Raw genomic sequence first — 22,670 nt, forward strand, 5'->3', positions numbered from 1 at the left:
ATGGAACGTCTGCGCATCGACAAATGGCTCTGGGCCGCACGCTTCTTCAAGACGCGTTCGCTGGCCGCGGAGGAAATCGGCAAGAACCGGGTGCAGGTGAACGGCGATGTCGCCAAGGCCTCGCGCGAGGTGAAGGCCGGCGACACCGTGACGATGCGCCTGGGCGTGCAGACGCGGACCGTGACGGTGCGCGGCATCAGCGGCCAGCGCGGGCCGGCGCCCGTCGCCCAATTGCTCTATGAGGAAACGGCGGAAAGCATCGCCGCACAGGCCGCGCTGCGCGAACAGCGCCGCATGGGCAGCGAGCCAGCGCTGGCCATCGAACAGGGTCGCCCGACCAAGCGCGACCGGCGCGATCTCGATGGTGCGGTGCGCCACGCCGAATGGGACAACCGCTGGAGCGCGTCGATCGACCCGGAAGACACAGAGCGCTGATCGCGTACGCTGTCAGCTTTCCTTCTTCAAGGGGTTCCGGTTCATGGCCAGCTTCAAGAAATACCGCGTCGGCAACAAGTTCAAGCTCTCGCAGATCGACCCCGGCGACACCGCCTTCTGCGAAGGCAACGAGGCCGCGCAACGCGAGGAAATCGACGCCCTGGCCGTCGAGCTCGACGAACTGCAGAACCTGCTGCATGCCGAAGGAAAGCGCAAGGTGCTGCTGGTGCTGCAAGGCATGGACACCAGCGGCAAGGACGGCACGGTGCGCTGGGTGTTCTCGCGCACCTCCCCGCTCGGCGTGCGCGTCGCGGCCTTCAAGGCGCCGACCGAAGAGGAACGGGCGCGCGACTACCTCTGGCGCTGCCACGCCGTCGTGCCGCGCACCGGCGAGATCGCGGTGTGGAACCGCAGCCACTACGAAGACGTGCTGGTGCCGGTGGTCGAAGGCTGGATCGACAAGGCCGAGACCAAGCGCCGCTACGCGCAGATCAACGACTTCGAGCGGCTCCTGACGGAGACCGGCACGGCCGTCGTCAAGTGCATGCTGCACATCGACAAGGACGAGCAGCGCGAGCGCCTGCAGGCCCGCATCGACACGCCCGGCAAGCAGTGGAAGTTCAGCATGGGTGACCTGGAAGTGCGCACGAAGTGGCCCGCCTACCAGCGCGCCTACGAGAGCGCGCTGTCTGCCACCTCGACCGAGCACGCGCCCTGGTATGTGATTCCCGCCAACAGCAAGCGGCACCGCAACCTGATGATTGCGCAACTGCTGGTGAAGACTTTGCGGCAGATGAAGTTCAAGGCCCCGGCGCCCGATCCGGCGCTCAAGGGAATGATCGTCAAGTAAGACGGGTGCCGTTGGTTGCAGCAGCGTCGTGCTGCCGCAACGTGTTGTTTGTAAAGTGCTCGCCGGCCTACGAAGCGAGGCAGCTCTGCAAACTAAGGTTCATGGGTACCTGCTTCAGGTGCACTCATCAACCGAAGGACTCCAACATGAAAAAGATACTCTTCGTTCTTGCCGCCTGCGTGCTCTCGAGCGCGGCCCTCGCGCAACCGGCGCCCCGCCACGGACCGGGCTACGACCGCCCGCACGCAGCGCCGCATCACCGCAAGCACAAGGTCTGGGTGCCGGTGCACCGCGAACATGGCCGCCGCGTGCCGGGACATTACGTCTGGCGTTGAAGCCCCAAAAACAGAAGCCGGCATGGAAGCCGGCTTTTTTCTGTTTGGCCTGAACGAACTCAGGAGCGGCGGACCGGCGATTGCGCCAGCACGCGGCACTTGCCGAATTCGCAGCGCACCGCCCAGATGCCGCCGTTTTCGCAAGGCACGTTGTACGACTCGAAGCCCGGGCCCTTGGCCGTGAGTTCGGCGCGCGGCTGCACGTTGCAGCGGCCGGCCTTGGCGAGCGATTCGACGTTGTACGTATCGACGCCAGTGCGGCGCGGCTTGGCGGCCACGACCGGATCGAAGGTGTGGCCGTAGAAGGTGTCGCGCACATCGGGGTCGAGGTTGCGGTAGCCGCGCTTGGCCATGCAGTGGACGATGGCGATTTCCTGGTGCTCGGCCATCAGCTCCGAGGTCGGGCGGCCGTTCCAGTCGATGACGGCGGCGCTGATGCCGGTGTACGAAGCGGCGGCCACGATGCCCTGGCCGTGCACGGTGATGAGGCCGAGGCCCAGCGCGAGCCACATGGCATCGCCGGTCTCGCTGCGCGCGGTGATGCGGGTCGCTGCGGTGCGGCAGGCCTGCACGTCGTTGTCGTAGCGCACCTTGTCGACGCCTTCCATGGCGACCATGGGCACGTAGGTGAGTCCGGATCCGGTGCCGGGTTCGGTCGGCACCAGCGGCGCCCTGGCGGTGCAGCCCATCAGGGCCACAGCGGCGAACGCAATGCTCAGCAACAGCTTCATGGGGTTTCCCTCGTCCTCTTTCGCGGTAGTTCCGCGGATTTAACCATACATATAGTTACTCTTGAATCGACTTGTCGCGAATGCACGACGACCGGTGAGGCGGCATGCGACCATGCGTTCCCGCTCTCGGCGGGCCGCAAATCAAAGTACCTATAACCCCCCGCATGAAGCTCCTCCCGATCGCCGCCCTGCTGTTGCTTTTCGACAGCGCCTCCGTCGCCGTCGCGCAGACCACGCCGGTGGACCTGCTCAGGAAGAACGGCTGCATGGCCTGTCACGGGCTCGTCCACAAGCAGGTCGGGCCGGGATTCGCGCAGATCGCGGAGCGCTATCGCAACGATCCGGAGGCGCCACCGCGGCTGGCCGAGAAGATCCGCAACGGCAGTGTCGGCGCGTGGGGCCGGGTCATCATGCCGCGGCAAAGCCTGGTGTCGGAGGCCGACTCGCGGGTGCTGGCGACCTGGGTGCTTTCGCAGCCTCCGCTGGCGAAGAGATAAAGCCCGAAGCAGCGCCGGGCACTCGGCTCAAGCAGCCCGCACTGCCTTTTCTGCATCGACCTTGCGCTGAAGCGGAAGCCACAGCGTGAAGCGCGTTCCGCCGCTGCCGGACTCCCAATTCACCGTTCCGCCGAACGCCATGGCGCGCTGCTGCTGGTTGCGCAGCCCCCGGCCGCTTCGCTGCAGGGCCTCCTGCACGTCGAACCCCGCGCCGTTGTCCTCGATCACCACCGAGACGCCCTCGCCCGCCGTCGCGGTGCTGAAGCTGATGATGCTGGCCCGCGTGTGGCGCAGCACGTTGGCGATGCACTCCTGCATGATCCGCAGGATGTGCAGCGCGCTCCCGGGGTCCAGCCAGGGCAGCGCGGGCACGGGCTGTACCTCCCAGCGCAGTGCGACGCCGGCGCTCTCGATGCGCGGCGCCAGGCGAAAGCGCAGGGTGGCGAGCAGCAGCAGCAGGTCGGCGTCCACGCTCTCCATGGAGTCGATGGCCAGCTTCAGGTCGTCCATGCAGCCCCTGAGCACTTCGGAGATCTCGGTGTCGCTCATGGCGCCCCGCTCCACCGAACGGATGGCGCTGATCAGCGACGAGCCCAGCCCGTCGTGCATGTCCTGCATCAGCCGCCGGCGCTCGGCATCGAGCATCTGCTGGTTCTCGATCACGCGCAGCCGCTGGTAGCTCTGCTCCAGCTCGGCCTCGCGCGCCTGCAGGCGCTGGGCCAGCCCCTTGTTCAGCCGTGCCACCTCGGCAAACGCACCGGTGTACCGCTCGAACATGATGTAAGAGAAGACGAAGAAGAGGCTGATGATCGCGTAGGGCGAGGTGTACACGCTCTCCGGGCTCACCAGGTTGTTCTGCAGCAGCCCGTCGTAGGACGTGAACGTGAGCGCGAAGACAGTCCATCCCGCCACCAGCCGACCTTCGGGCAGCTTGGCGCGCAATGCCTTGCGCAGGTTCACCGCAAAGATCAGCACGGCGACCGGCAGCACCATCAGGTTGAGCAGCGGCGTGACGAGGTAGAGGCTCGCGATGGACGGCGACAGGTGCGGCAGCGTGGCGATGCTGCAGGCCGTCGCCAGCGTCACAGACAGGCGGGTCAACCAAGGCGAGGGCTGCTGGTGCAGGCGCTCCAGGAAGAGGTGGATCGCGACGATCAGCCAGATCAGCGAGGACACCGTCATCCACTCGAACAACTCGTCGGAGACCGGAAAGTAGTTGCCGCCGACGTAGTAGTGAAGCGTCCGCAGGAAGGCCAATGCCGAGATGGCGAAGAACAGCAGGTAGAGCGACTCGCGCCGCTTGCCCAGGTACACCGCGAGGGCGAAGGCACCCACCGCCAGGAACGCCGCGCTGCCCATGGCCGGCACCTGAACCTGCAGCAGTTGGCGGATCTGGTAGCGCCAGTTCAGCGAGGCCTCGTCGCCCACCCACACAGTCGAGAAGCCGCTTCCGCTGCTGCGCAGGCGGTCGACGCGGATCAGCACCGATGTCGGAGAAGGCGTGCCGGCCGTCGCATTCAGCGGCAGCAGCAGCGGATGGTTGTAGCCGTTGTGAATCGGGCTGCCATGCGACTGGTAGAGCAGCACGCGGTCGCCGTACACCGCGATGTGGCCGAGCGTCTTCCAGCGCGGCAGGTAAAGAAAGAGAAGGCGCTGCTGTTCAGAAGGCGCCGTGCCGGCGAGGTCGATGCGATACCAGTCGGTGATGGTGCGCACGCCGCCCAACGGCGTGGGAACCAGCTCGCGCTCGGCCGTGTGCGGAAGGCTGACCTCCCTCCATCCCTCGGCCGGAAGGTCGGCATCTTCGATCTGCCGCGGAGGCTCGGAATAACCCGTGCCGGGAACGGACAGCAATTGCGCCTGCGTGATGTGCAGCGCGCCCTCGGGCCGCGCGTCGGCAGCCGCCGCATTCGCGAGCGGCAACACTGCCAGGCACAACGTCGCGATCCAGCGGCCCAGTCCGGTGCGGCGATCGGAGGCGAGCGACGTGTGCATTAGTTAACAATTATGTCTCCCGGCCCGCACATCCGCGTGACAGGCCGTGCCCCGACGCCGCACCCGTCGCGCCCTGCCCGCTAGCCCATCATGGCCGCGGCGGCCTTGATCGCCTCCCGGATGCGCCCGTAGGTGCCGCATCGGCACACGTTCTCGATGGCGTCGATGTCCGCATCGGTCGGGTTGCGGGTGCGCCGCAGCAAGTCGACCGCCGCCATGATCTGCCCCGGTTGGCAGAAGCCGCACTGCGGCACGTCCAGGTTCATCCAGGCCTGTTGCACCGGGTGCAGCACGTTGCCGTTGGCCAGCCCCTCGATGGTCGTCACCTGCCGGCCGCGCACGTCGGCCACCCGCGTCGAGCAGGTGGTGACCGCCTTGCCGTCGACGTGGCAGGTGCAGGCCTTGCACACGTTGATGCCGCAGCCGTACTTCGGGCCGGTGATGCCGAGCTTGTCGCGCAGCACCCAGAGCAGCGCCATGTCGTCGGGCGCCTCGACATCGACATTGCTGCCATTCACCTTGAAAGATTGCACGGGCATGGTGGCCTCCTCAGGCGGGTACCGGCACGACGACCGGCGTGGGCAGCTTGCCCGGGGGGATGGGGGTGAAATCGACCGGGAAATTCAGCGGGAAGCTGCGCGGCTTGCGGCCGGTGGCGCGTGCATACGCGTTGGCGATGGCACCCGAACTGGCCGAGAGGCCCACCTCACCCAGCCCGCCGATCGCCTCGCCGGTGCTGGCCGGCATGATGATGACCTTCACGTCCTTCGGGTAGCTCTTCATGCGCGCGAAGTGGTACTGCGAATAGCTGCCCTCCAGCGGCAGGCCGTTCTGGATGTGCAACCCCGCCGTCAACACGATGGAGATCGACTCGCACAGCCCGCCCTGCATCTGCGCCTCGATGCCCGATGGATTGATCGGCGTGCCTACGTCGATCACGATGGTGGCGCGGATGACCTTCACATCGGTCGGCACCCGTCCATCGATCTCGACGATGCAGGCCGTGAAAGACTTCGACTCCTGGTGCACGCCCACGCCCTGGGCAAAGCCCGCCGGCATCGCCTTGCCCCATTGCGCCGCCGCGGCAGCCGCCTTCAGCACCGCGCGTGCGCGCGGCAGCCGCAGGTACTCGAGCCGGAACGCGACCGGGTCCTTGCGCAGCGCCCGGGCCATGTCGTCGACCAGGATCTCCTCCACCAGCCGCGAAGGCTGGATGTGCACCGAGCGGTACGAGCAGGTGTTCATGTCGATCGGCACCGGCGTCAGGAGCTTGGTGGTCACGCCGAAGTTGTAGGGCGACGTGACCATGGTCTTGAACATGACCTGCTCGATGCCGAAGTTGCCCACCGTCTGCGGAAAGCCGTTGGGCAGCGCGATGGCCGCGGCGCCCAGCATCTCACCGAAGCCGTGGCGCGTATCGAGCCGTACCCCGGCGATGCGCTGTTCGAACGCGATGACCTGGCCCAGCAGCATCGTGGCGCGCGCCCGGTGGAACATGGGCGGACGCACGCGGCCGTGGCGCATGTCGTCGGTGCGGTGGTACATCAGCTTGCAGGGCCGGCCCAGCGCCTTGGAGGCCTGCACCGCCTGCAGCGTCGCGTCCCAGAAGAGCCGTCGCCCGAAGGAGCCGCCCGAAGGCACCGCATGCACCTTGACCTTGTCCAGCGGCAAGCCCAGCTCGATGGCGATGGCCTGCTGCGTGACGATCGGGCTCTGCAGGCCCGACCAGATCTCGGCCCGGTCGGCGCGCACGTCGGCGATGGCGCATTCGGTTTCCATCGGGCAGTGCGAGACCGCCGCGAACTCGAACTCGCCCTCGACCGTGAGCGCGCCCAGCGGTGGCAGCAGGAACGGCAAGAGCGCGCCCTTGAGCTTCTGCTGGATGCTCGCGTTGGACTCGCCGGCAACGGGCCCGGCCGTCCAGGTGACATCGAGCGCGTTCACCGCGGCCCAGGCCTGCCCGAAAGTCTCGGCCATCACTGCCACGCCGGGTGGCGTGGGCACGATGCCGTTCGTCGCGGGGATCGGCGCAATGCCCAGCACGCCCGGCATCGCCGTCACCGTGTTCAGGTTGTTGATGCGCACGAACTTGCCGTTGATGGTCGGAGGCCGGCACACCATGGTGGGCTTGGCTTCGGGCACGGCCTGGTCCATCGAGAACTTCTTGCGGCCGGTCACGATGTCCAGCGCGTCGAGCCGCGTCGTGCGCTGCCCGACCACCGCGTTCGCGCTGCCAGAAAGCAGCCCGCCCAGGCCGCCGAGCAACGGCATGCCGGCATGCAGCGAACGCACGCTCGACGAGCCGCCGGTGAGCTGGTTGAAGATCAGCTCGGGGCTGGCGTCCGCCGAGCCGACCTCGATGGCGCTGAGCGGCAGGCGCAGCTTGTCGGCCAGCATCATCGCGGCGGCGGTGGCAATGCCCTGCCCCGACTCCAGCCGCGGAAGCTCGAGCCGCACGCGGCCGTTGGCGATGTTGGTTACCTTGACCAGCGGCATGGTCGGCAGCGCGGTGAGCGTCACCGCATCGCCGATGTCGATCAGGTCGGTCGTGTCGGGCGGTGTCATCGGCAGGATCGCAGCCTTCGCCGAGGAAGGGGCGGCGATCCCGCCCAAGCCCACGGTGGCGGCGGCCGCGGCTGAAACCAGCGGCGCGGAAGCCGCGTACCCCAACAGGTCCCGCCGGCGCATGCCGGGTGGTTCGTCTTGGAGCGGCACATGCGTGGGGACCGCGCCGGATTCGGAATGTTCCATCCTTGTCTCCTGTCTTATGGTTGTGGCGAACAGGAGTCAATATGTCATGATCGTTTCGCCAAGGGTGTCGTTTCAAAGACATTTCTTACGCACGGATCCGCGGGCCTTTCCATGCAGGCCCACGCGGGTGGAGGAGTGAGATGAGCAAGCCAGCCAGCTGAAAAGCAAGCAAGCGAGCAAGGAAAGCACGTATGTCGTCGAACGCCATGGAAACCATGCTCCGCGAGAGCCTGTGGGCACAGACCCTGACGGCCGAGGAGCTCGACCGCGTGGTCCGCGAGTCGCACGAACGCGAGGTGCCGGCCGGCGGTTTCGCGCTGCGCCGCGGCGAACCCGCCGATCTCTGGATCGGCATCATCGAAGGTCTGGTGAAGATGTCGGTCTCGCTGGCCGACGGCCGCGTTTCCACGTTCACCGGCGTGACCACCGGCGGCTGGGCCGGCGAAGGCTCGCTGCTCAAGCCCGGCCCGTGGCGCTACGACGGCGTGGCCATGCGGCCGACCCGCCTGGCCTGCGTGCCGCGCCACACCTTCGAACGGCTGCTCTCGACGAACATCGAATTCAACCGGTTCCTGCTCTCGCACATCAATGCGCGCCTGAGCCTCTTTATCGGCCTCATGGAATTCGACCGACTGCTGGGCCCCGATGCGCGCGTCGCGCGCTGCCTCGCCAGCCTGTTCGACCCGGTGCTCTATCCGCAGACCAGCAGCTTCGTGCGCCTGAGCCAGGACGAGATCGGTCTCTTGTCCGCCGTTTCGCGTCAGCGCGCGAACAGGGCGCTGCACGAACTCGAACGCGCGGGGCTGCTGCGCGTGGAGCATGGCGGTGTCGAGGTGCTCGATCTTGCCGGGCTGCGTGGCTATCTCGGCGAGACCGAATCGGTGGCGACAGCGTACGCGCGCCGATAGGCCAGGCAAGGCGAAAGGCCCCAAGCCTCGGCGCTTGAAGCTCGGCGAACCCGCCGCCAAGCGACTTCATCCTGGTGCACGTGCCGCACCAATCACGGCTTCATGACCGCAGCCATGTGATTGCCTCGGCCCCGCAAAAAGCGGCGCTTCAACCGTCCTCACCTCGACAGCATCGCTCGTAGGTGATTTCCCTCGCCACCTGGCCCAGTGCTTGCATAAGCACCCCAGATAGTTGAATACTTCAACTATTGAAGATTTCTCCCATCTGGCCATGCACGCACCACTCGAACTGAAAACCGACTACATCAACGTCCTGCTCGACCTGGCGTCCGAGCGAACGAGAGACCGTGGTTCCCGCGTGTACGAGATCGAAGTCGGCCTGTCGATCCGCGATGTGCGGCTGCTTCGCATGATCGGCGGCGCGCCCGGCATCACGATGGGCCAACTGGTGCAGACCTGCGCCATCGAGAAAACGCTGGTCTCCAAGCTCGTGGGCTCGCTGGTGCAGCGCGAGCTGGTGCAGCGCCAGATCGGCAGCGAAGACGCGCGTCAGATCCATCTGTGCCTCACGCCCTCCGGCATCGACCTCGTGCTGCAGGCCGAGCCCATCGGGCGAGAAATGGAAGCCCGCTTCCTCGATTGCCTCACCGTGGCCGAAGTCGCCGCCCTGCACCGCATCCTGAACAAGATCATCGATGCGGAAGCGGGTTCGCGCGACGTCTTCGAATTTCTGCTGACCCAACTGCGCGAAAGCAAGGCTGCGGATTCCTCTTCAACACCTCCCTCTGGCACCTCTCGAAAGAAGTAAGGCTTCATGGCTATTTCACTCTCGCTGCGCCGCGCGTTCGCGGCCGCCCTGCCGGCATTGGCGCTCTCGTTCTCGGCCGCGGCCTGCGCGGAGACTGTGCTGCGCACCGTGCCTTCGTCGGACCTGAAGATCCTCGACCCGATCTGGACCACCGCCAACATCACGCGCAACCACGGGCTCATGATCTACGACACGCTTTTCGGCATGGACGAAAAGGGCGCGATCAAGCCGCAGATGGTCGAGAAATACACCGCCAGTCCCGACAACAAGGTCTGGACCTTCACGCTGCGCCCGGGCCTGAAGTTCCACGACGGCGCGCCCGTCACCTCGCAGGACGTGATCGCCTCGCTCGCCCGCTGGGCCAAGCGCGACACGCTCGGCCAGAAGATGTACGAGGCCATGGACAGCATCACCGCGGAAGGCCCCAACGGCTTTCGCATGACCTTCAAGCAGCCCTTCGGCGTGGTGCTCGACGCGCTGGGCAAGCCCAATCCGCTGGTGCCGTTCATCATGCCCAGGCGCGTGGCCGAAACGCCCGCCGACAAGCAGATCGAAGAGATGGTCGGCTCCGGTCCCTTCACGCTGGCCAAGGCGGACTTTCGCCCGGGCGACCGCGTGATCTACCGCAAGAACGCCGCGTACGTGCCGCGCAAGGAAGCGCCATCGGGCCTCGCTGGCGGCAAGGTGGTGAACGTGGACCGCGTCGAATGGGTGCTGCTGCGCGACCCGCAGACGCAAGTCAACGCTCTGCTCAACGGCGAGGTCGACATGGTCGAGGCCGTACCCGCCTCCGGCTTCACCGACATGCGAACCAACCCGAAGATCGAGCTGGTGGACGTGATGCCCGCAGGCCCTTTCACGGCGATCTACAACCACAAGGTCCCGCCCTTCAACAACCCGAAGGCGTTGAAGGCAGCCATGCTCGCCATCAACCAGGAAGCCATGCTGCGCGCTCAGGCCACCTTCCGTGACTTCTACAAGCCATGCGCGTCCATTTACCTGTGCGGCTCGATGTATTCGAGCGACAAGACGGGCTTCTTCACCGGCAAGCCGCAGTTCGAGGAGGCCCGCAAGCTCTTGAAGGAGTCGGGCTACGACGGCAAGCCAGTCGTCATCCTGCTGCCGGGTGATGCGCCGGCGCTCAACAAGATGCCCGCCGTCTACGGACAGTTGCTCAAGCAAGTGGGCTTCAACGTCGACGTGCAGACCACCGACTGGGCCACGCTCGTGACGCGCCGCACCAAGAAGGACCTTCCGGAAAACGGTGGCTGGAACGTCTTCATCACGTTCTGGGGCGGTGTGGATGCCAGCAACCCCATCAGCTATGGCCCGCTGACCGGCAACGGCGACAAGGGCTTCTTCGGCTGGCCGACCGATCCGGAGCTCGAAGCGCTGAAGTCGCGCTTCATCGAAACCACCGACCTGGCGCAGCGCAAGGACATCGCCACGCAGATCCAGCTTCGCGTGCTCGAAGGCGGCGTGATCGCGCCGCTCGGCGAAGGCAAGGCGCCCACCGCCGTGCGCCGCGGTGTGGTGAGCGGCCTGCTGCCCTCGCCCGCCGTCCTGTACTGGAACGTGCGCAAGAACTAGGCGCAGCCCCTTCCCTCTCTCATCGAGGCGCCGACCGGTTGTACCCGTTGCAGCCGGTCGGGGGACTCCTTTGTCCACGCCCGCCGATCCATCGCTCGAACGAGACCCTCTCACATGCTCAATTTCCTGCTGCGGCGCGGCCTGGCCACGGCGCCCGTGCTCCTGATCGTGGCCGTCATCGTCTTTCTCCTGCTGCGCATGACGCCCGGCGATCCGGCGGCGGCCATCGCGGGCGACGGCGCCACCGTGCAGGACATCGAGCGCATTCGCGCGCAGCTCGGCCTGGACGCACCGGTCGTCAGCCAGTTCTTCGGATGGCTGGGCCACGTGCTGCGCGGCGACCTGGGCTACTCGTACTTCTACAAGATGACCGTGACCGAGCTGATCGGCCAACGGCTGGAGCCCACGCTGTCTGTGGCCGCCCTCACGGTCGTGCTCACCGTGCTCATCGCCGTGCCGCTGGGCGTGCTGGCGGCTTCGCGGCGCGGCGGCCGGCTCGATCGCTTCATCATGAGCGCATCGGTCCTCGGCTTTTCGGTGCCGGTGTTCGTCGCGGGCTACCTGATGATCTGGCTGTTCTCGATGCAGCTGGGCTGGCTGCCGTCGCAGGGCTACAACCGCATCGGCGAAGGCGTCGGCCCGTGGCTGCGCAACCTGGTGCTGCCTTGCGTCACGCTGGCCGTGATGTATGCGGCGCTGATCGCGCGGGTCACGCGGGCGGCGGTTTCCGAGGCGCTGACCGAAGACTACGTGCGCACCGCGCGCGCCAAGGGCATCTCCGAGCGCCGCATGCTGATTCGCCACGCGCTCGCCAATGCGGCCGTGCCGATCGCCACCATCATCGGCCTGAGCGTGGCGGGCCTCATCGGCGGCGTGGTGGTGACCGAAACCATCTATGCCATACCGGGCCTCGGCCAGTTGACGGTGGACGCCGTGCTCTCGCGCGACTACCCGCTCATCCAGGGCATCACTCTCTTCTTCTCGCTCGTCTACGTGGTCGTGAACCTGCTGGTGGACCTGAGCTACCTGCTGCTCGATCCGCGCATCCGCTACTGACGCACGCGGCCATCTTCTTTCGGAGACCCTTTCCATGACTTCGATTTCTCCGCCGGTGGACACGACGACGGCAGCGCCGCGCAGCCATCGCAAGCCCTCCCTGCTGCGCCGCGTCTTCGCGAACGCCGCCGTGCGCACGGGCAGCGTGCTCCTGTGCCTCATGGTCGTGCTCGCGGTCGCGGCCCCGTGGCTCTACACCATCGACCCCAACGCGATGGACCCGGCCAACTCGCACCTGTCGCCGGGCGCGCACGCCGAATTCACGACGCTGGCCGGCGACAGCTTCCAGCGCTTCTTCCCGATGGGCACGGACAGCATGGGCCGCGACATCTGGAGCCGCACGGCCTACGGTGCGCGCATCTCGCTGTCGGTGGGCGTGGCGGTCGCGCTGGGCTCGGTCGCGCTCGGGATGCTGGTGGGCATGGTCGCCGGCTACTTTCGCCGCCTCGACGGAACGATCATGCGGGTGATGGACGGGGTGATGGCGATCCCCGGCATCCTCTTCGCCATCGTGCTCGTCGCGGTCTGGCGGCCGAGCCTGTGGACGGTGATCCTCGCCATCGTCGTTCCCGAGACACCGCGCGTGGCGCGTCTCGTGCGCTCGGTCGTGCTGTCGGTTCGCGAAGAGCCGTATGTCGAGGCGGCCATCGGACTGGACACGCCCACGTGGAAGCTGATGCTGCGCCACATCCTGCCCAACACGGTGGCGCCGCTGATCGTTCAGGGCACCTTCGTCTGCGCGGCCGCCATGCTGGCGGAAGCGGTGATGTCGTTCCTCGGCATCGGCCTGCCTTCCGACGTGCCGACCTGGGGAAACATCATGTCGGAGGGTCGCGCGTATTTCACGTCGCACCCGTCGACCGTGCTGCTGCCCGGCGTCTTTCTCGCGGCCACGGTGCTGGCCGTGAACATGCTGGGCGATGGTCTGCGCGATGCGCTCGATCCCAAGTTCAACAAGCGCGGGAGCTGACCATGGCACGCACGTCTTTTTCCACCACCCCGCCCGCCGCCGGATCGCCCTGCCTTGTCGTGCGCGACCTGTGCATCGACTTGCCCCAAGGTGCGGACCGGCCGCATGCCGTCAGCGGTGTTTCCTTCGACGTGATGCCCGGCCAGGTCGTGTGCCTGCTGGGCGAATCGGGCTCTGGCAAATCGGTGATCGCCCAGGCCGTGATGGGACTACTGCCCGATGCACTCAAGCCTTCGGGCGGACGCATCGAAGTGCTGGGCGAGAACGTCCTCGCAGCCGACGCCGCACGCCTGCGCGCATGGCGCGGTGCCCGCATGGCGATGGTGTTCCAGGAACCCATGACGGCACTGAACCCTGTGATGCGCTGCGGCGCCCAGGTCGATGAGATGCTGGCCGAACACACAGCACTCGGTGCCGCGGAGCGCCGGCAGAAGGTGCTGGCCATCTTCGCGCGCGTCAAGCTGCCGGAGCCCGAACGCATCTACGACGCCTATCCGCATCAGCTCTCGGGCGGACAGCGGCAGCGCATCGTGATTGCCATAGCGCTGATCCTGCGCCCTGCGCTGCTGATCTGCGACGAGCCCACCACCGCGCTGGACGTGACCACGCAGGCCGAGATCCTGTCGCTCATCCGCGAGATGCAGCAGGAGAACGGCACGGCGGTGCTGTTCATCACGCACGACTTCGGCGTGGTCGCGGACATCGCGGACCACGTCGTCGTGCTGCAACTGGGCCGCCAGGTCGAAAGCGGACCGAAAGACGAAGTGCTGCGCCGGCCGAAGGAGCCCTACACGCGCATGCTGCTCGACGCCGTGCCGCGCCTGGAACCCGCTTCACGCCCTCCCGTCGCCGACGCACCGCCGTTGCTCGACGCGCGCGGCGTGACCAAGACCTACCGCTCCGGCTCGTGGCCCGGCAAGCGCCGCACGGTGCACGCGGCGACCGATGTGTCGCTCCAGCTCCGTGCCGGCGAAACCGTGGGCATCGTGGGCGAGTCGGGCTCGGGCAAGTCCACCGTGGCGCGCTGCATCGCGCGGCTGATCGAGCCGACCGGCGGCGAGGTCTGGGTGCCTCACCTCGAAGCGCAGCACGCGCCGCGCGCACGGCTCTCGGCGTTCCGGCGCATGGTGCAGGTCGTGTTCCAGGACCCGAACCGCTCGCTGAATCCGCGCCGCACGGTCGGCCAATCGATCATCGAAGGGCCGGTGAATTTCGGGCTTTCTCCCGAGAAGGCCTGGCAGCGCGCCGAGGAGCTGATGGACCTCGTGCGGCTCAAACCCGAGGTGCTGCACCGCTATCCGAGCGAGTTCTCCGGCGGCCAGCGGCAGCGCCTGTGCATCGCACGCGCGCTGGCCTGCGAGCCCCAGGTGCTGATCGCCGACGAAGCTGTTTCGGCGCTCGACGTTTCCGTGCAGGACCAGATCCTCAAGCTGCTCGCGGAGATCCAGCAGCGCCTGTCCATCGGCATCCTCTTCATCACGCACGACCTGCGCGTGGCAAGCCAGATCTGCGACCGGCTGATCGTCATGCACAAGGGCCGCATCGTCGAACAAGGCACCGCGCGCGACGTGCTGCTGTCGCCGCAAGAGGCCTACACCCGCTCCCTGTTGGCCGCGGCCCCTGGTCAGGGCTACGCGTTCGGCCAGGGTTGATGCGCGCGCATCGACTCCTGGCTCCGATCAACAACATCCCCGACCCGCAAAGAGAAACAACATCATGGACACACCCCTGTACGCCCTCAGCGCCGTTCAACTGCTCGAGCGCTATCGCGACCGCACCCTCTCTCCCGTCGACGTGACGAAGGCCGTGCTGGCGCGCATCGAGCGCTGGGAGCCGAGCATCCACGCCACCTACGCGCTGGATGCCGAAGCCGCCCTCGCCTCGGCGAAGGCTTCCGAAGCACGATGGACACAAGGCACGCCGCAGGGCGAGCTCGACGGTGTGCCAGTCACGCTCAAGGAAAACATCGCCACGCGCGGCACGCCATCGCCGATCGGCAGCGCCGCCACGGTGCTGTCGCCCGCCGCGGCGGATGCGCCTGCGGCCGCGCGACTGCGCGAAGCGGGCGCGGTCATCGTCACCAAGACGACGATGCCGGACTTCGGCTTTCTCGGTGCTGCCCCGTCGAGCTTTCATGCGCTCACGCGCAACCCCTGGGACCTGAGCAAGAACACCGGCGGCTCCAGCTCCGGCGCGGGCGCCGCTGCAGCAGCGGGCTACGGCCCCTTGCACCTGGGCACCGACATCGGCGGCTCGGTGCGCATTCCCGCCAACTTCTGCGGCGTGTTCGGGCTCAAGCCCAGCCATGGGCGGATTCCCGTCGATCCGCCGGCAGCCGCACGCGTGATCGGCCCCATGACGCGCACCGTCGCCGACGCCGCGCTGCTGATGAAGGTGGTCTCGCGCCCCGACCCGCGCGACTACATGAGCCTGCCGGCGCAAGACATTGCTTGGGAACACCTCGGCCGCGACGTGCGGGGCCTGCGCATCGGCCTGTGGACCGACACCGCGGGCGGCTGGCCGATCGACCCCGAGGTGAAGGAAGCCGTGCTGGCCGCGGCGCGCCTCTTCGAGCAGGCCGGCGCCATCGTGGAGCCACTCGCCGACTGGACCACGCTGGAGATGCGCATGGGCATGGCGCACTTCTTCACCATGCGCTGCCGCGTCGATCTGGCCGCAATGCCGGTGGAACGCGCCAAGCTGGCGGCGGACTACATCCATGCAGCGGGCGAGTTCGCCGGCTCGCTTTCGCCCGAGGAAACCTTCAGGGCCTTCACACGCATGCAGGCGTTGCGTGCGGCGACCGTCGCCGCCACGCAGCCGTACGACTACGTGCTGTCACCCGTGTCGCCGGTGCTGCCCTTCGCGGCGGAGGCCATCAACAGCGGCCCGGAAAATCCACTGAAGGACTCCCACTTCACCTCGGTGTTCAACCAGTCGGAGCAGCCCGCGGCATCGATCAATTGCGGCTACGCCGCGAGCGGCCTGCCCATCGGCCTGCAGATCGCCGGGCGCCGGTTCGACGATCTTGGCGTGCTGCAGATGGCTGCGTTCTACGAGTCTGTGCGCGGGGCACAGGCACCTTGGCCAGAGCCTGTGTGATGGCGACGAGGCATCGCCTGCAGCGATAGACGCGAACCTATTTCTACCAGGCCGAGTGAAGTTCAGCGGATTCCTTTGGGAAGCTGGATAGCATTGCGGCCCCAATAAACATCCCTAGGGAGAGAGAAGAAATGATCCGTTTGTCTCAAGCAGCGGTGGCCGCTGCAGTCGTGGTGTGTCTGAGTGGTTGCGCCAGCATCTTCAACGGCACCACCCAGGCCGTCGCCTTCAGCAGCGCACCCCAAGGCGCCGCAATGACGATCACCAACCGGGCGGGCGAGCCGGTGCACACCGGCACCACGCCATCGACCGTCACGCTCAAGCGCGGCGCGGGGTACTTCAAGTCCGAGGCCTACACGGTCACCATGAAAAAAGAAGGCTTCGCCGATGCTTCGCAGCAGGTCGACAGCCAGGTCAGCGGCTGGTACGTCGCCAACATCATGTTGGGAGGCCTCCTGGGCATGCTGATCGTCGATCCGGCCTCCGGCGGCATGTACACCTTCCCCGACACGGTCAAGGGCACGCTGGCGCCCACCGTTGCCGGCGTCGTCGGCACTTCGGCGGCACCAGCCACCGTCAAGTAAGCCAGCGCGCTGCGAAGGCCCGGGCAGCCGACGCAGCCATCGAGCGGCATCCCGCCGCTTTCGAAGCCCCTAGACTCGGACCGCATGAGCCGTCCGAGTCCCCGCAAAGCCCTCCTCTACGCCTTCGTCGTCGGCCTTTGCGCTCTCTTCATCTGGTATTTCAAGGTTCTGGCACTCGGCTACTACTGGCTGAGCACGACGCTGGGTGCATCGCAATGGGCGGGCAACTCGCTGTGGCTGCCGGGCTACCGGGTGGCGGTCGAAGGCATGCCGATCCAGGGCCTGACCCGCAATGCCTCGGGGCTGACCTTCAACACCGAAACCGGCACCCTCTTCACCGTCATCAACCGTCCGCCGCAGATCGCGGAGCTCACCACCGAGGGCCGGCTGCTGCGCGTCGTCGCGCTCGACGGGGTGAAAGACCCCGAGGGCATCACCTACGTGCAGGGCGACAGCTATGTGATCTCTGACGAAGACAGCCACCGCATGTACTGGGTGCAGATCGGCCGCGATACGCAGCGGGTGTCGGTGGCCGGCCGTCCGAGCCTGGGCATCGGCATCGACAAGCTGCACAACAGCAGCTTCGAAGGCGTTTCCTGGGACAGCGTGCACAAGCGCCTGTACGTGGTTCGCGAGAAGCTGCCGATGCGCGTGCTGATGATCACCGGCCTCGACCCGGCCACGCCCCCCACCGGTTTCAACATCGACATCAGCGAATGGAAATCCTCGCGCGCGGCCTCGCTGTTCATGAGCGATCTTTCGTCGGTCACGGTGCATGACGAGACCGGACATCTGCTGCTGTTGAGCGACGAGTCGGCCCTGATCGTGGAATACGCGCCGGACGGGCGCCCGGTCAGCATGCTGCCGCTGTGGCGCGGGTTCAACGGCCTGCAGCGCAAGGTGCCGCAGCCAGAGGGCGTCGCCGTGGGGCCGGACGGCAAGCTCTATCTGCTGTCCGAGCCCAACCTGTTCTACCGCTTCGAGCGAGCGTCCGCGACGGCGCCTTCGCCGAAGTAGAAAGACTGGATGTCGGCGCGCTGGCGCAGCGCCTCCGCATCGCCGCTCAAGACCGCAACGCCTGCATCGAGCACCGTCGCCCGGTCGGCGTATTGCAGCGCGACAGTCGAGTTCTGCTCGGCGACCAGGATCGACAGGCCCGCTTCGCGGTTGAGCCGCCGCAGTTGCTCGAAGATGTCGCGCACCACCAGCGGCGCCAATCCCATCGAGGGCTCGTCGAGCACCAGCAGCCGGGGCCGCGACATCAGGGCACGGCCGATGGCCGTCATCTGCTGCTCGCCGCCGGAGCAAAGGCCTGCCGGGGTCTTTCGCCTGTCCTTCAGCTTCGGAAAGATCGCGTAGACCTTGGCGAGGTCTTCGGCAGCTTCCGAGCGCCGCGCACTGCGCCCCAGTGCGCCGGTCAGCAGGTTCTCTTCGACCGTCAGCGTGCGAAAGCAATGCCGGCCCTCCAGCACCTGCACCAGGCCGAGCCGCACGAGGTCGGCCGGGCTGCTGCGGCCCGTGTCGTGCCCGTCGAACACGATGCGCCCGGCCGTGACCTGTCCGCGCTCGGCCGGCAGCAGGTTCGACACCGCCTTGAGCGTGGTCGACTTGCCCGCGCCGTTGGCGCCGAGCAGCGCGTGGATTTCGCCGGCGCGCACCTCCAGGCTCACGCCGTGCAGCGCGGCAATCGAGCGCTGGTAGGCCGCCTCGACGGCTTCGATGCGCAACAGGGGCGTGGTCATTGCAGTGGCCTTCCTGCGAGTCGTGTTGCGGGTCGGCCCTGTTCAGTCATCGATGCTCTTGCGCACCTTGACGTTCTTCTCCTTTGCATACGCAAGCGACGACTTCTCGATGATCGGCCGCAGCAGCTTCCAGTCGGGCGCAATCCAGTCGGACACCACGTTCCACTTGCTGCCATCCCATTGCTGGAAGGCCACGCGGCCGTCGCCTTCGTGGTTGTCCCAGGTCACGTTGATCGAATGGAACAGGCCCTTGGCACCGAGCGCGGCGGCGCGCGCCTCGTCGATCTTCAGGTTCTCCAGGCCCCAGCGGATCTCGTCGCCGGTGAGCGTGCGCTTGCCGAACTTCGCCTGCGCGATGCGGATGGCCTCCACATTCAGGATGCCGTTGAGCACACCGAGGTTGTGATAGACGCTGCCGATGCGCTTGGTGTCCTGCAGGTTGCCCTTGCCCGCGCCATAGACGATCTTCGTGATGTCCTGCAGCACCGGATATTGCGCGCCGGCCGCCACCGTGGTGATGGCCACGTAGCCCTTGGCCGCATCGCCCGCCGGAATCACGTCTTCCTCGGAGTTGGACCACACGTTGCCCACGATGTGGTCGACCGGAAAGCCCGTCTTCTGCGCCGTCTTGAGCGCCACCGGGTTCATCACGCCCCAGCCGCGCAGCACCACGTAGTCGGGCTTCACGCGGCGGATGGTGAGCCACTGCGACTGTTGCTCGTTGCCCGGATGCGGCACCTCGATCTGCTGCAGCGTGAAGCCGTACTTCTTGGCGAGCAGCTCATAGACCGGAATGGTCTCCTTGCCGTAGGGCGAGCCGTGGTACAGCACCACGATCTTCTTGCCCTTGAGCTTGTCGGTGCCGCCCTCCTTGCCCGCGATGTAGTTCACGATGCCCGAGGTCTCGCTGTACGGATTGAGCAGCAGCGGAAAGATGTACTTGAACACGCGGCCGTCGGTGGTGTCGGTGCGGCCGTGGTTGATGGTGAGCAGCGGCACCTTGTCGGCCGTCACGCGATCGATGAGCGCATAGGCGATGCCCACCGACAGCGGGTTCCAGGTCGCGATGCCTGGGCGTTGCTTCAGGCGCTCATACACCTCCACGCCGCGCTCCACTTCGTACTGCGTCTCGCCCTCCTCCCATGTCAGCTTGACGCCGCCCACGCCGCCATCGCGCGTGTTGACGAGGTTCAGGTAGTCGATGAAGCCGCCGAAGAAGCCCGTGCCGCCGGCCGCATAGGGGCCGACGCGGTAGCTCTGCAGCGGGAAGAATTGCTCGTTGCCATCGGCATGCGCGAACTGCAGGCCGGCCACGGAAAGGGTGACGGCCAGGGCCGCGGTTTTCAGGTGCTTGATGAAAGACATGGTGATGATGGCTCTTGGGAAGCTAAGGAAAAAGGAAAGCTGTGCGCTCATAAGACCGTTCGGGCTGAGCTTGTCGAAGCCTTGCGCGGCGCTTCGACAAGCTCAGCGTGAACGGTTGCTGTGGGCATGGGCACGGCTTGATCTCGCGCCAATACGAGCCGCTTGCGCGCGCGGTCCCACAGGGCGACCAGCCCTTGCGGCTCCATGGCGAGAAAGAAAATGATCAGTGCGCCCAGCACGATGCGCTGGCTCATGTCGAGCACGCCCGAGTCGAACCAGCCGCCGAAAAGAAAGCTGCCCACGCGCGAGAGCAGCAGCGGAAACACCACGATCAGCGCCGCGCCGAAGAACGCCCCTCGGATCGTCGCGAGCCCGCCGATGATCACGATGAAGAGAATCTGGAACGAGCGGTCGAGGTTGAAGCCCGCGGGCTCCACGGTGCGCAGGTACACGAAGCCCCACAGCACCCCCGCCACGCCCACGATGAACGACGACACCGCGAACGCCAGCAGCTTGGTGCGCAGCACCGGCACGCCGATGACGCGCGCGGCCAGTTCGTTGTCGCGCACGGCGATGAAGTGGTGGCCCGTTTGCGTGCGCACGAGGCGCCACGCGAGCAGCGTCAGCACGGTGACGATGCTCAGCGAGAAGATGTAGCGGCCCACCGGCGTGTCGAAGACGATGCCGGCCACTTCGAGCGCTGGCGCATCGATCACGCCCGAGGCGTTGTCGTTGCTGAACCAGCTGAACTTGGTGAGCGCCCATTGCACGAAGAACTGCGCGGCCAGCGTCGAGACCGCGAGGTAGAAACCGCGCAGCCGCAGACTCGGCAGCCCGAACACCAGGCCGACGGCCGTGGCCGCCAGCCCCGCGAGGCCGATGCTCACGAGCAGTGGAAGGCCGTCCACGCGCAGGTTGAAGTTGTAGGCCGCGAAGGCGCCGACCGCCATGAAGGCCGCGGTGCCAAGCGAGAGTTGACCTGCGTAGCCGGTCAGCAGATTGAGTCCTACGGCCGCCAATGACAGCGCGAGGAATGGAATCAGCAGCGCGTCGAATACATAGCCTGAGGCGGTGAAGGGCACGATGCCGAAGGCGATGACCAGCACGACAAGCGGCCAGATCCACGCAGGGAGTGCTCGGGGCAAAGCGACAGCGCTCATCGCTCAAGCCCTTTCCACGAGCTTCTGCCCGAACAGCCCGCTCGGTCGGATCAACAGAAACGCCAGTGCCGCCACATACGCGAACCAGCTCTCGATGCCACCGCCGACGAAAGGCCCGATGTACACCTCCGCCAGCTTCTCGAGCGCGCCGATCACCAGCCCGCCGACGATGGCGCCAAGGATCGAGTCGAAGCCGCCGAGCACCAGCACCGGCAGCGCCTTCAGCACCACCAGCGAGAGCGAGAACTGCACGCCCAGCCGCGCACCCCACAGCAGCCCGGCCACCAGCGCGATGACGCCGGCCGCGGCCCACACCGTGGCCCAGATGCGCGGCAGACGAAGGCCCACCGCAATCGCCGCATAGGTATCGTCCGCGACCGCGCGGAACGCGAGACCCACGCGGGTGTAGCGGAAGAAAGCCGAGAGCGCCGCCACCATCACGCCCGCCGTTGCGGCGGCGAACAGGTCGAAGGTCGAGACCATGATGCCGAGGAACTGCAGCGGCTCGTCCGCGATGCCGAGTTCCAGCGCATGGACCTGCGTGCCCCACACGAGCTGCGCGACGCCCTCGATCACGTACGAGAGCCCCAGCGTCGCCATGAACAGCGTGATCGGCGGCTGGTTCACCAGCGGCCGCAGCACGGTGCGTTCGATGACGAGACCCAGCAGCACCATGAGCGCGAAGGTCAGCAGCAAGGCGAGCGCGAAAGGCACGCCGCGCTCCACCAGGCTCACGAAGGTGAGCGCGGCGAACAGCAGCTGCGCGCCCTGCGCGAAGTTGAGTACGCCCGATGTCTTGTAGATCAGCACGAAGCCGATGGCAACGAGCGAATACATCACGCCCGAAAGCAGGCCGCCGATGAGCACCTCGGCGAAGAAGCTCAGATCAGAGGCATCCATCAGCCCTGCTCCGCTTCGTCTTCGTGGGCCACGCCCAGGTAGGCATCGATCACCACCGGGTCGCTGCGCACCTCGGCCGGCGTGCCGTCGGCGATCTTGACGCCGTGGTCGAACACGGCCACGCGGTCCGACAGGCCCAGCACCACGCCGATGTCGTGCTCGATCAGGAGGATGGTGGTGCCGAATTCGTCGCGCGCGGCGCGCACGAAATGCACCAGCTCGCTTTTTTCGGTGACCGTCATGCCGGCCATCGGCTCGTCGAGCAGCAGCAGTTGCGGCGCGGCGACCAACGCACGTGCGAGCTCCACGCGCTTCTGCAGGCCGTAGGCCAGCGTGCCGGCAGGCCGTTCACTCACGGCGCCAAGGCCGAGGAAGCCGATGATCGCGTCGGCCCGCGCACGCGCATCCTCGCGCTCACGCCGCGCGCGGCCGAGGCCGATGAGTTGCTCGATGAAAGTGGAGCGCGCCGCATCGACGCGGCCGAGCACGACGTTGTCGCGCACGCTCAGGCCCTTGAAGAGCGCGAGGTTCTGGAAGGTGCGCGCGATGCCCAGTCGTGCCAGCCGCGCCGTCGGCACATGGCCGAAGCTGCGCCCGCCGATCCACACGCGCCCACGGTCGGGCCGGTACAGCCCGCTGATGACGTTGACCAGCGAACTCTTGCCGGCGCCGTTCGGGCCGATGACGGCGCGGACCTCGCCCTTGGCGATCGACAGGTCCACGCCCGACAGCGCGGTGACGCCGCCGAAGCTGAGGTCGATGCCTTCCAGCCGCAGCACGGCCGAGGTGCCCGTGTCTTTCCCCGCTGGTGCCGCGCGTCCCGCCGGCATGAAAGCCACCGGGTCGACACCGAGCGAGACCGGACCCGCCTCGAAGAAAAGATCGGGCATC

22 protein-coding genes are annotated in these 22,670 nt (G+C 66.8%); 13 read left to right on the forward strand and 9 right to left on the reverse strand.

Features of this window, described 5'->3' with window-relative positions; translation table 11 throughout:
• The 3 genes from VARPA_RS17270 (at position 1) to VARPA_RS17280 (ending at position 1,620) form a co-directional block, all read left to right on the forward strand.
• Positions 1-435, forward strand: coding sequence for an RNA-binding S4 domain-containing protein (locus VARPA_RS17270; RefSeq protein ID WP_013541870.1), 435 nt, complete (start codon positions 1-3; stop codon positions 433-435).
• Positions 436-478: 43 nt separating this feature from the next.
• Positions 479-1,285, forward strand: coding sequence for a PPK2 family polyphosphate kinase (locus VARPA_RS17275; RefSeq protein ID WP_013541871.1), 807 nt, complete (start codon positions 479-481; stop codon positions 1,283-1,285).
• 146 nt (positions 1,286-1,431) lie between these two features.
• Entirely contained in the window at positions 1,432-1,620 is a 189-nt protein-coding gene (locus VARPA_RS17280; protein ID WP_013541872.1) for a hypothetical protein, read from the forward strand.
• 59 nt (positions 1,621-1,679) lie between these two features.
• On the opposite strand, the gene VARPA_RS17285 is transcribed toward VARPA_RS17280, so the two are convergent.
• A complete protein-coding gene (locus VARPA_RS17285) occupies positions 1,680-2,351 on the reverse strand; it encodes a hypothetical protein (RefSeq protein ID WP_013541873.1) in 672 nt (223 codons plus the stop codon).
• Positions 2,352-2,515: 164 nt separating this feature from the next.
• Between VARPA_RS17285 and VARPA_RS17290 the strand changes: the two genes are divergently transcribed.
• Positions 2,516-2,848: a c-type cytochrome gene (locus VARPA_RS17290; RefSeq protein WP_013541874.1), complete on the forward strand. Its 333-nt coding sequence runs from the start codon at positions 2,516-2,518 to the stop codon at positions 2,846-2,848.
• 27 nt (positions 2,849-2,875) lie between these two features.
• On the opposite strand, the gene VARPA_RS17295 is transcribed toward VARPA_RS17290, so the two are convergent.
• The 3 genes from VARPA_RS17295 to VARPA_RS17305 form a co-directional block, all read right to left on the reverse strand.
• Positions 2,876-4,843, reverse strand: coding sequence for an ATP-binding protein (locus tag VARPA_RS17295; RefSeq protein ID WP_013541875.1), 1,968 nt, complete (start codon positions 4,841-4,843; stop codon positions 2,876-2,878).
• An 80-nt stretch (positions 4,844-4,923) separates the two neighbouring features.
• Positions 4,924-5,382, reverse strand: coding sequence for a (2Fe-2S)-binding protein (locus tag VARPA_RS17300; protein WP_013541876.1), 459 nt, complete (start codon positions 5,380-5,382; stop codon positions 4,924-4,926).
• 10 nt (positions 5,383-5,392) lie between these two features.
• Positions 5,393-7,594, reverse strand: coding sequence for a xanthine dehydrogenase family protein molybdopterin-binding subunit (locus tag VARPA_RS17305; RefSeq protein ID WP_013541877.1), 2,202 nt, complete (start codon positions 7,592-7,594; stop codon positions 5,393-5,395).
• Positions 7,595-7,785: 191 nt separating this feature from the next.
• Between VARPA_RS17305 and VARPA_RS17310 the strand changes: the two genes are divergently transcribed.
• The 9 genes from VARPA_RS17310 (at position 7,786) to VARPA_RS17350 (ending at position 17,629) form a co-directional block, all read left to right on the forward strand.
• Positions 7,786-8,502, forward strand: coding sequence for a Crp/Fnr family transcriptional regulator (locus VARPA_RS17310; RefSeq protein WP_013541878.1), 717 nt, complete (start codon positions 7,786-7,788; stop codon positions 8,500-8,502).
• 271 nt (positions 8,503-8,773) lie between these two features.
• Positions 8,774-9,310, forward strand: coding sequence for a MarR family winged helix-turn-helix transcriptional regulator (locus VARPA_RS30240; RefSeq protein ID WP_013541879.1), 537 nt, complete (start codon positions 8,774-8,776; stop codon positions 9,308-9,310).
• A 6-nt stretch (positions 9,311-9,316) separates the two neighbouring features.
• Positions 9,317-10,900 (forward strand): ABC transporter substrate-binding protein, encoded by a 1,584-nt coding sequence (locus tag VARPA_RS17320; protein ID WP_013541880.1) that lies wholly within the window; start codon positions 9,317-9,319, stop codon positions 10,898-10,900.
• 114 nt (positions 10,901-11,014) lie between these two features.
• Positions 11,015-11,956, forward strand: a complete 942-nt coding sequence (locus VARPA_RS17325; protein WP_013541881.1) for an ABC transporter permease — start codon at positions 11,015-11,017, stop codon at positions 11,954-11,956.
• Positions 11,957-11,990: 34 nt separating this feature from the next.
• On the forward strand, positions 11,991-12,926 hold the full coding sequence (locus tag VARPA_RS17330) for an ABC transporter permease (RefSeq protein ID WP_013541882.1): 936 nt from the start codon (positions 11,991-11,993) through the stop codon (positions 12,924-12,926).
• A 2-nt stretch (positions 12,927-12,928) separates the two neighbouring features.
• Positions 12,929-14,578, forward strand: a complete 1,650-nt coding sequence (locus tag VARPA_RS17335; RefSeq protein ID WP_013541883.1) for a dipeptide ABC transporter ATP-binding protein — start codon at positions 12,929-12,931, stop codon at positions 14,576-14,578.
• 64 nt (positions 14,579-14,642) lie between these two features.
• Positions 14,643-16,028 (forward strand): amidase, encoded by a 1,386-nt coding sequence (locus tag VARPA_RS17340; protein ID WP_013541884.1) that lies wholly within the window; start codon positions 14,643-14,645, stop codon positions 16,026-16,028.
• A 131-nt stretch (positions 16,029-16,159) separates the two neighbouring features.
• Complete coding sequence (locus VARPA_RS17345; RefSeq protein ID WP_013541885.1) at positions 16,160-16,612, forward strand: hypothetical protein; 453 nt, start codon at positions 16,160-16,162, stop codon at positions 16,610-16,612.
• A gap of 84 nt (positions 16,613-16,696) precedes the next feature.
• Positions 16,697-17,629 (forward strand): SdiA-regulated domain-containing protein, encoded by a 933-nt coding sequence (locus VARPA_RS17350; protein ID WP_013541886.1) that lies wholly within the window; start codon positions 16,697-16,699, stop codon positions 17,627-17,629.
• On the opposite strand, the gene VARPA_RS17355 is transcribed toward VARPA_RS17350, so the two are convergent.
• From VARPA_RS17355 to VARPA_RS17375, 5 genes are read right to left on the reverse strand one after another with little or no spacing between them, the layout of a single operon-like run.
• A complete protein-coding gene (locus tag VARPA_RS17355; RefSeq protein ID WP_013541887.1) occupies positions 17,584-18,354 on the reverse strand; it encodes an ABC transporter ATP-binding protein in 771 nt (256 codons plus the stop codon). The genes VARPA_RS17350 and VARPA_RS17355 overlap by 46 nt on opposite strands.
• A 42-nt stretch (positions 18,355-18,396) precedes the next feature.
• Positions 18,397-19,719, reverse strand: coding sequence for an ABC transporter substrate-binding protein (locus VARPA_RS17360; protein ID WP_013541888.1), 1,323 nt, complete (start codon positions 19,717-19,719; stop codon positions 18,397-18,399).
• Between the two features lie 47 nt (positions 19,720-19,766).
• Positions 19,767-20,879, reverse strand: coding sequence for a branched-chain amino acid ABC transporter permease (locus VARPA_RS17365; protein WP_013541889.1), 1,113 nt, complete (start codon positions 20,877-20,879; stop codon positions 19,767-19,769).
• Positions 20,880-20,882: 3 nt separating this feature from the next.
• Entirely contained in the window at positions 20,883-21,764 is an 882-nt protein-coding gene (locus tag VARPA_RS17370) for a branched-chain amino acid ABC transporter permease (RefSeq protein WP_200861485.1), read from the reverse strand.
• A 14-nt stretch (positions 21,765-21,778) separates the two neighbouring features.
• Positions 21,779-22,669 carry an ABC transporter ATP-binding protein gene (locus VARPA_RS17375; protein WP_013541891.1) on the reverse strand — a complete coding sequence of 297 codons (891 nt, stop codon included), beginning with the start codon at positions 22,667-22,669 and terminating at the stop codon, positions 21,779-21,781.
• Position 22,670 lies beyond the last annotated feature (1 nt).

Origin of the sequence: Variovorax paradoxus EPS, assembly GCF_000184745.1 — a bacterium.
Taxonomy (GTDB): domain Bacteria; phylum Pseudomonadota; class Gammaproteobacteria; order Burkholderiales; family Burkholderiaceae_C; genus Variovorax; species Variovorax paradoxus_C.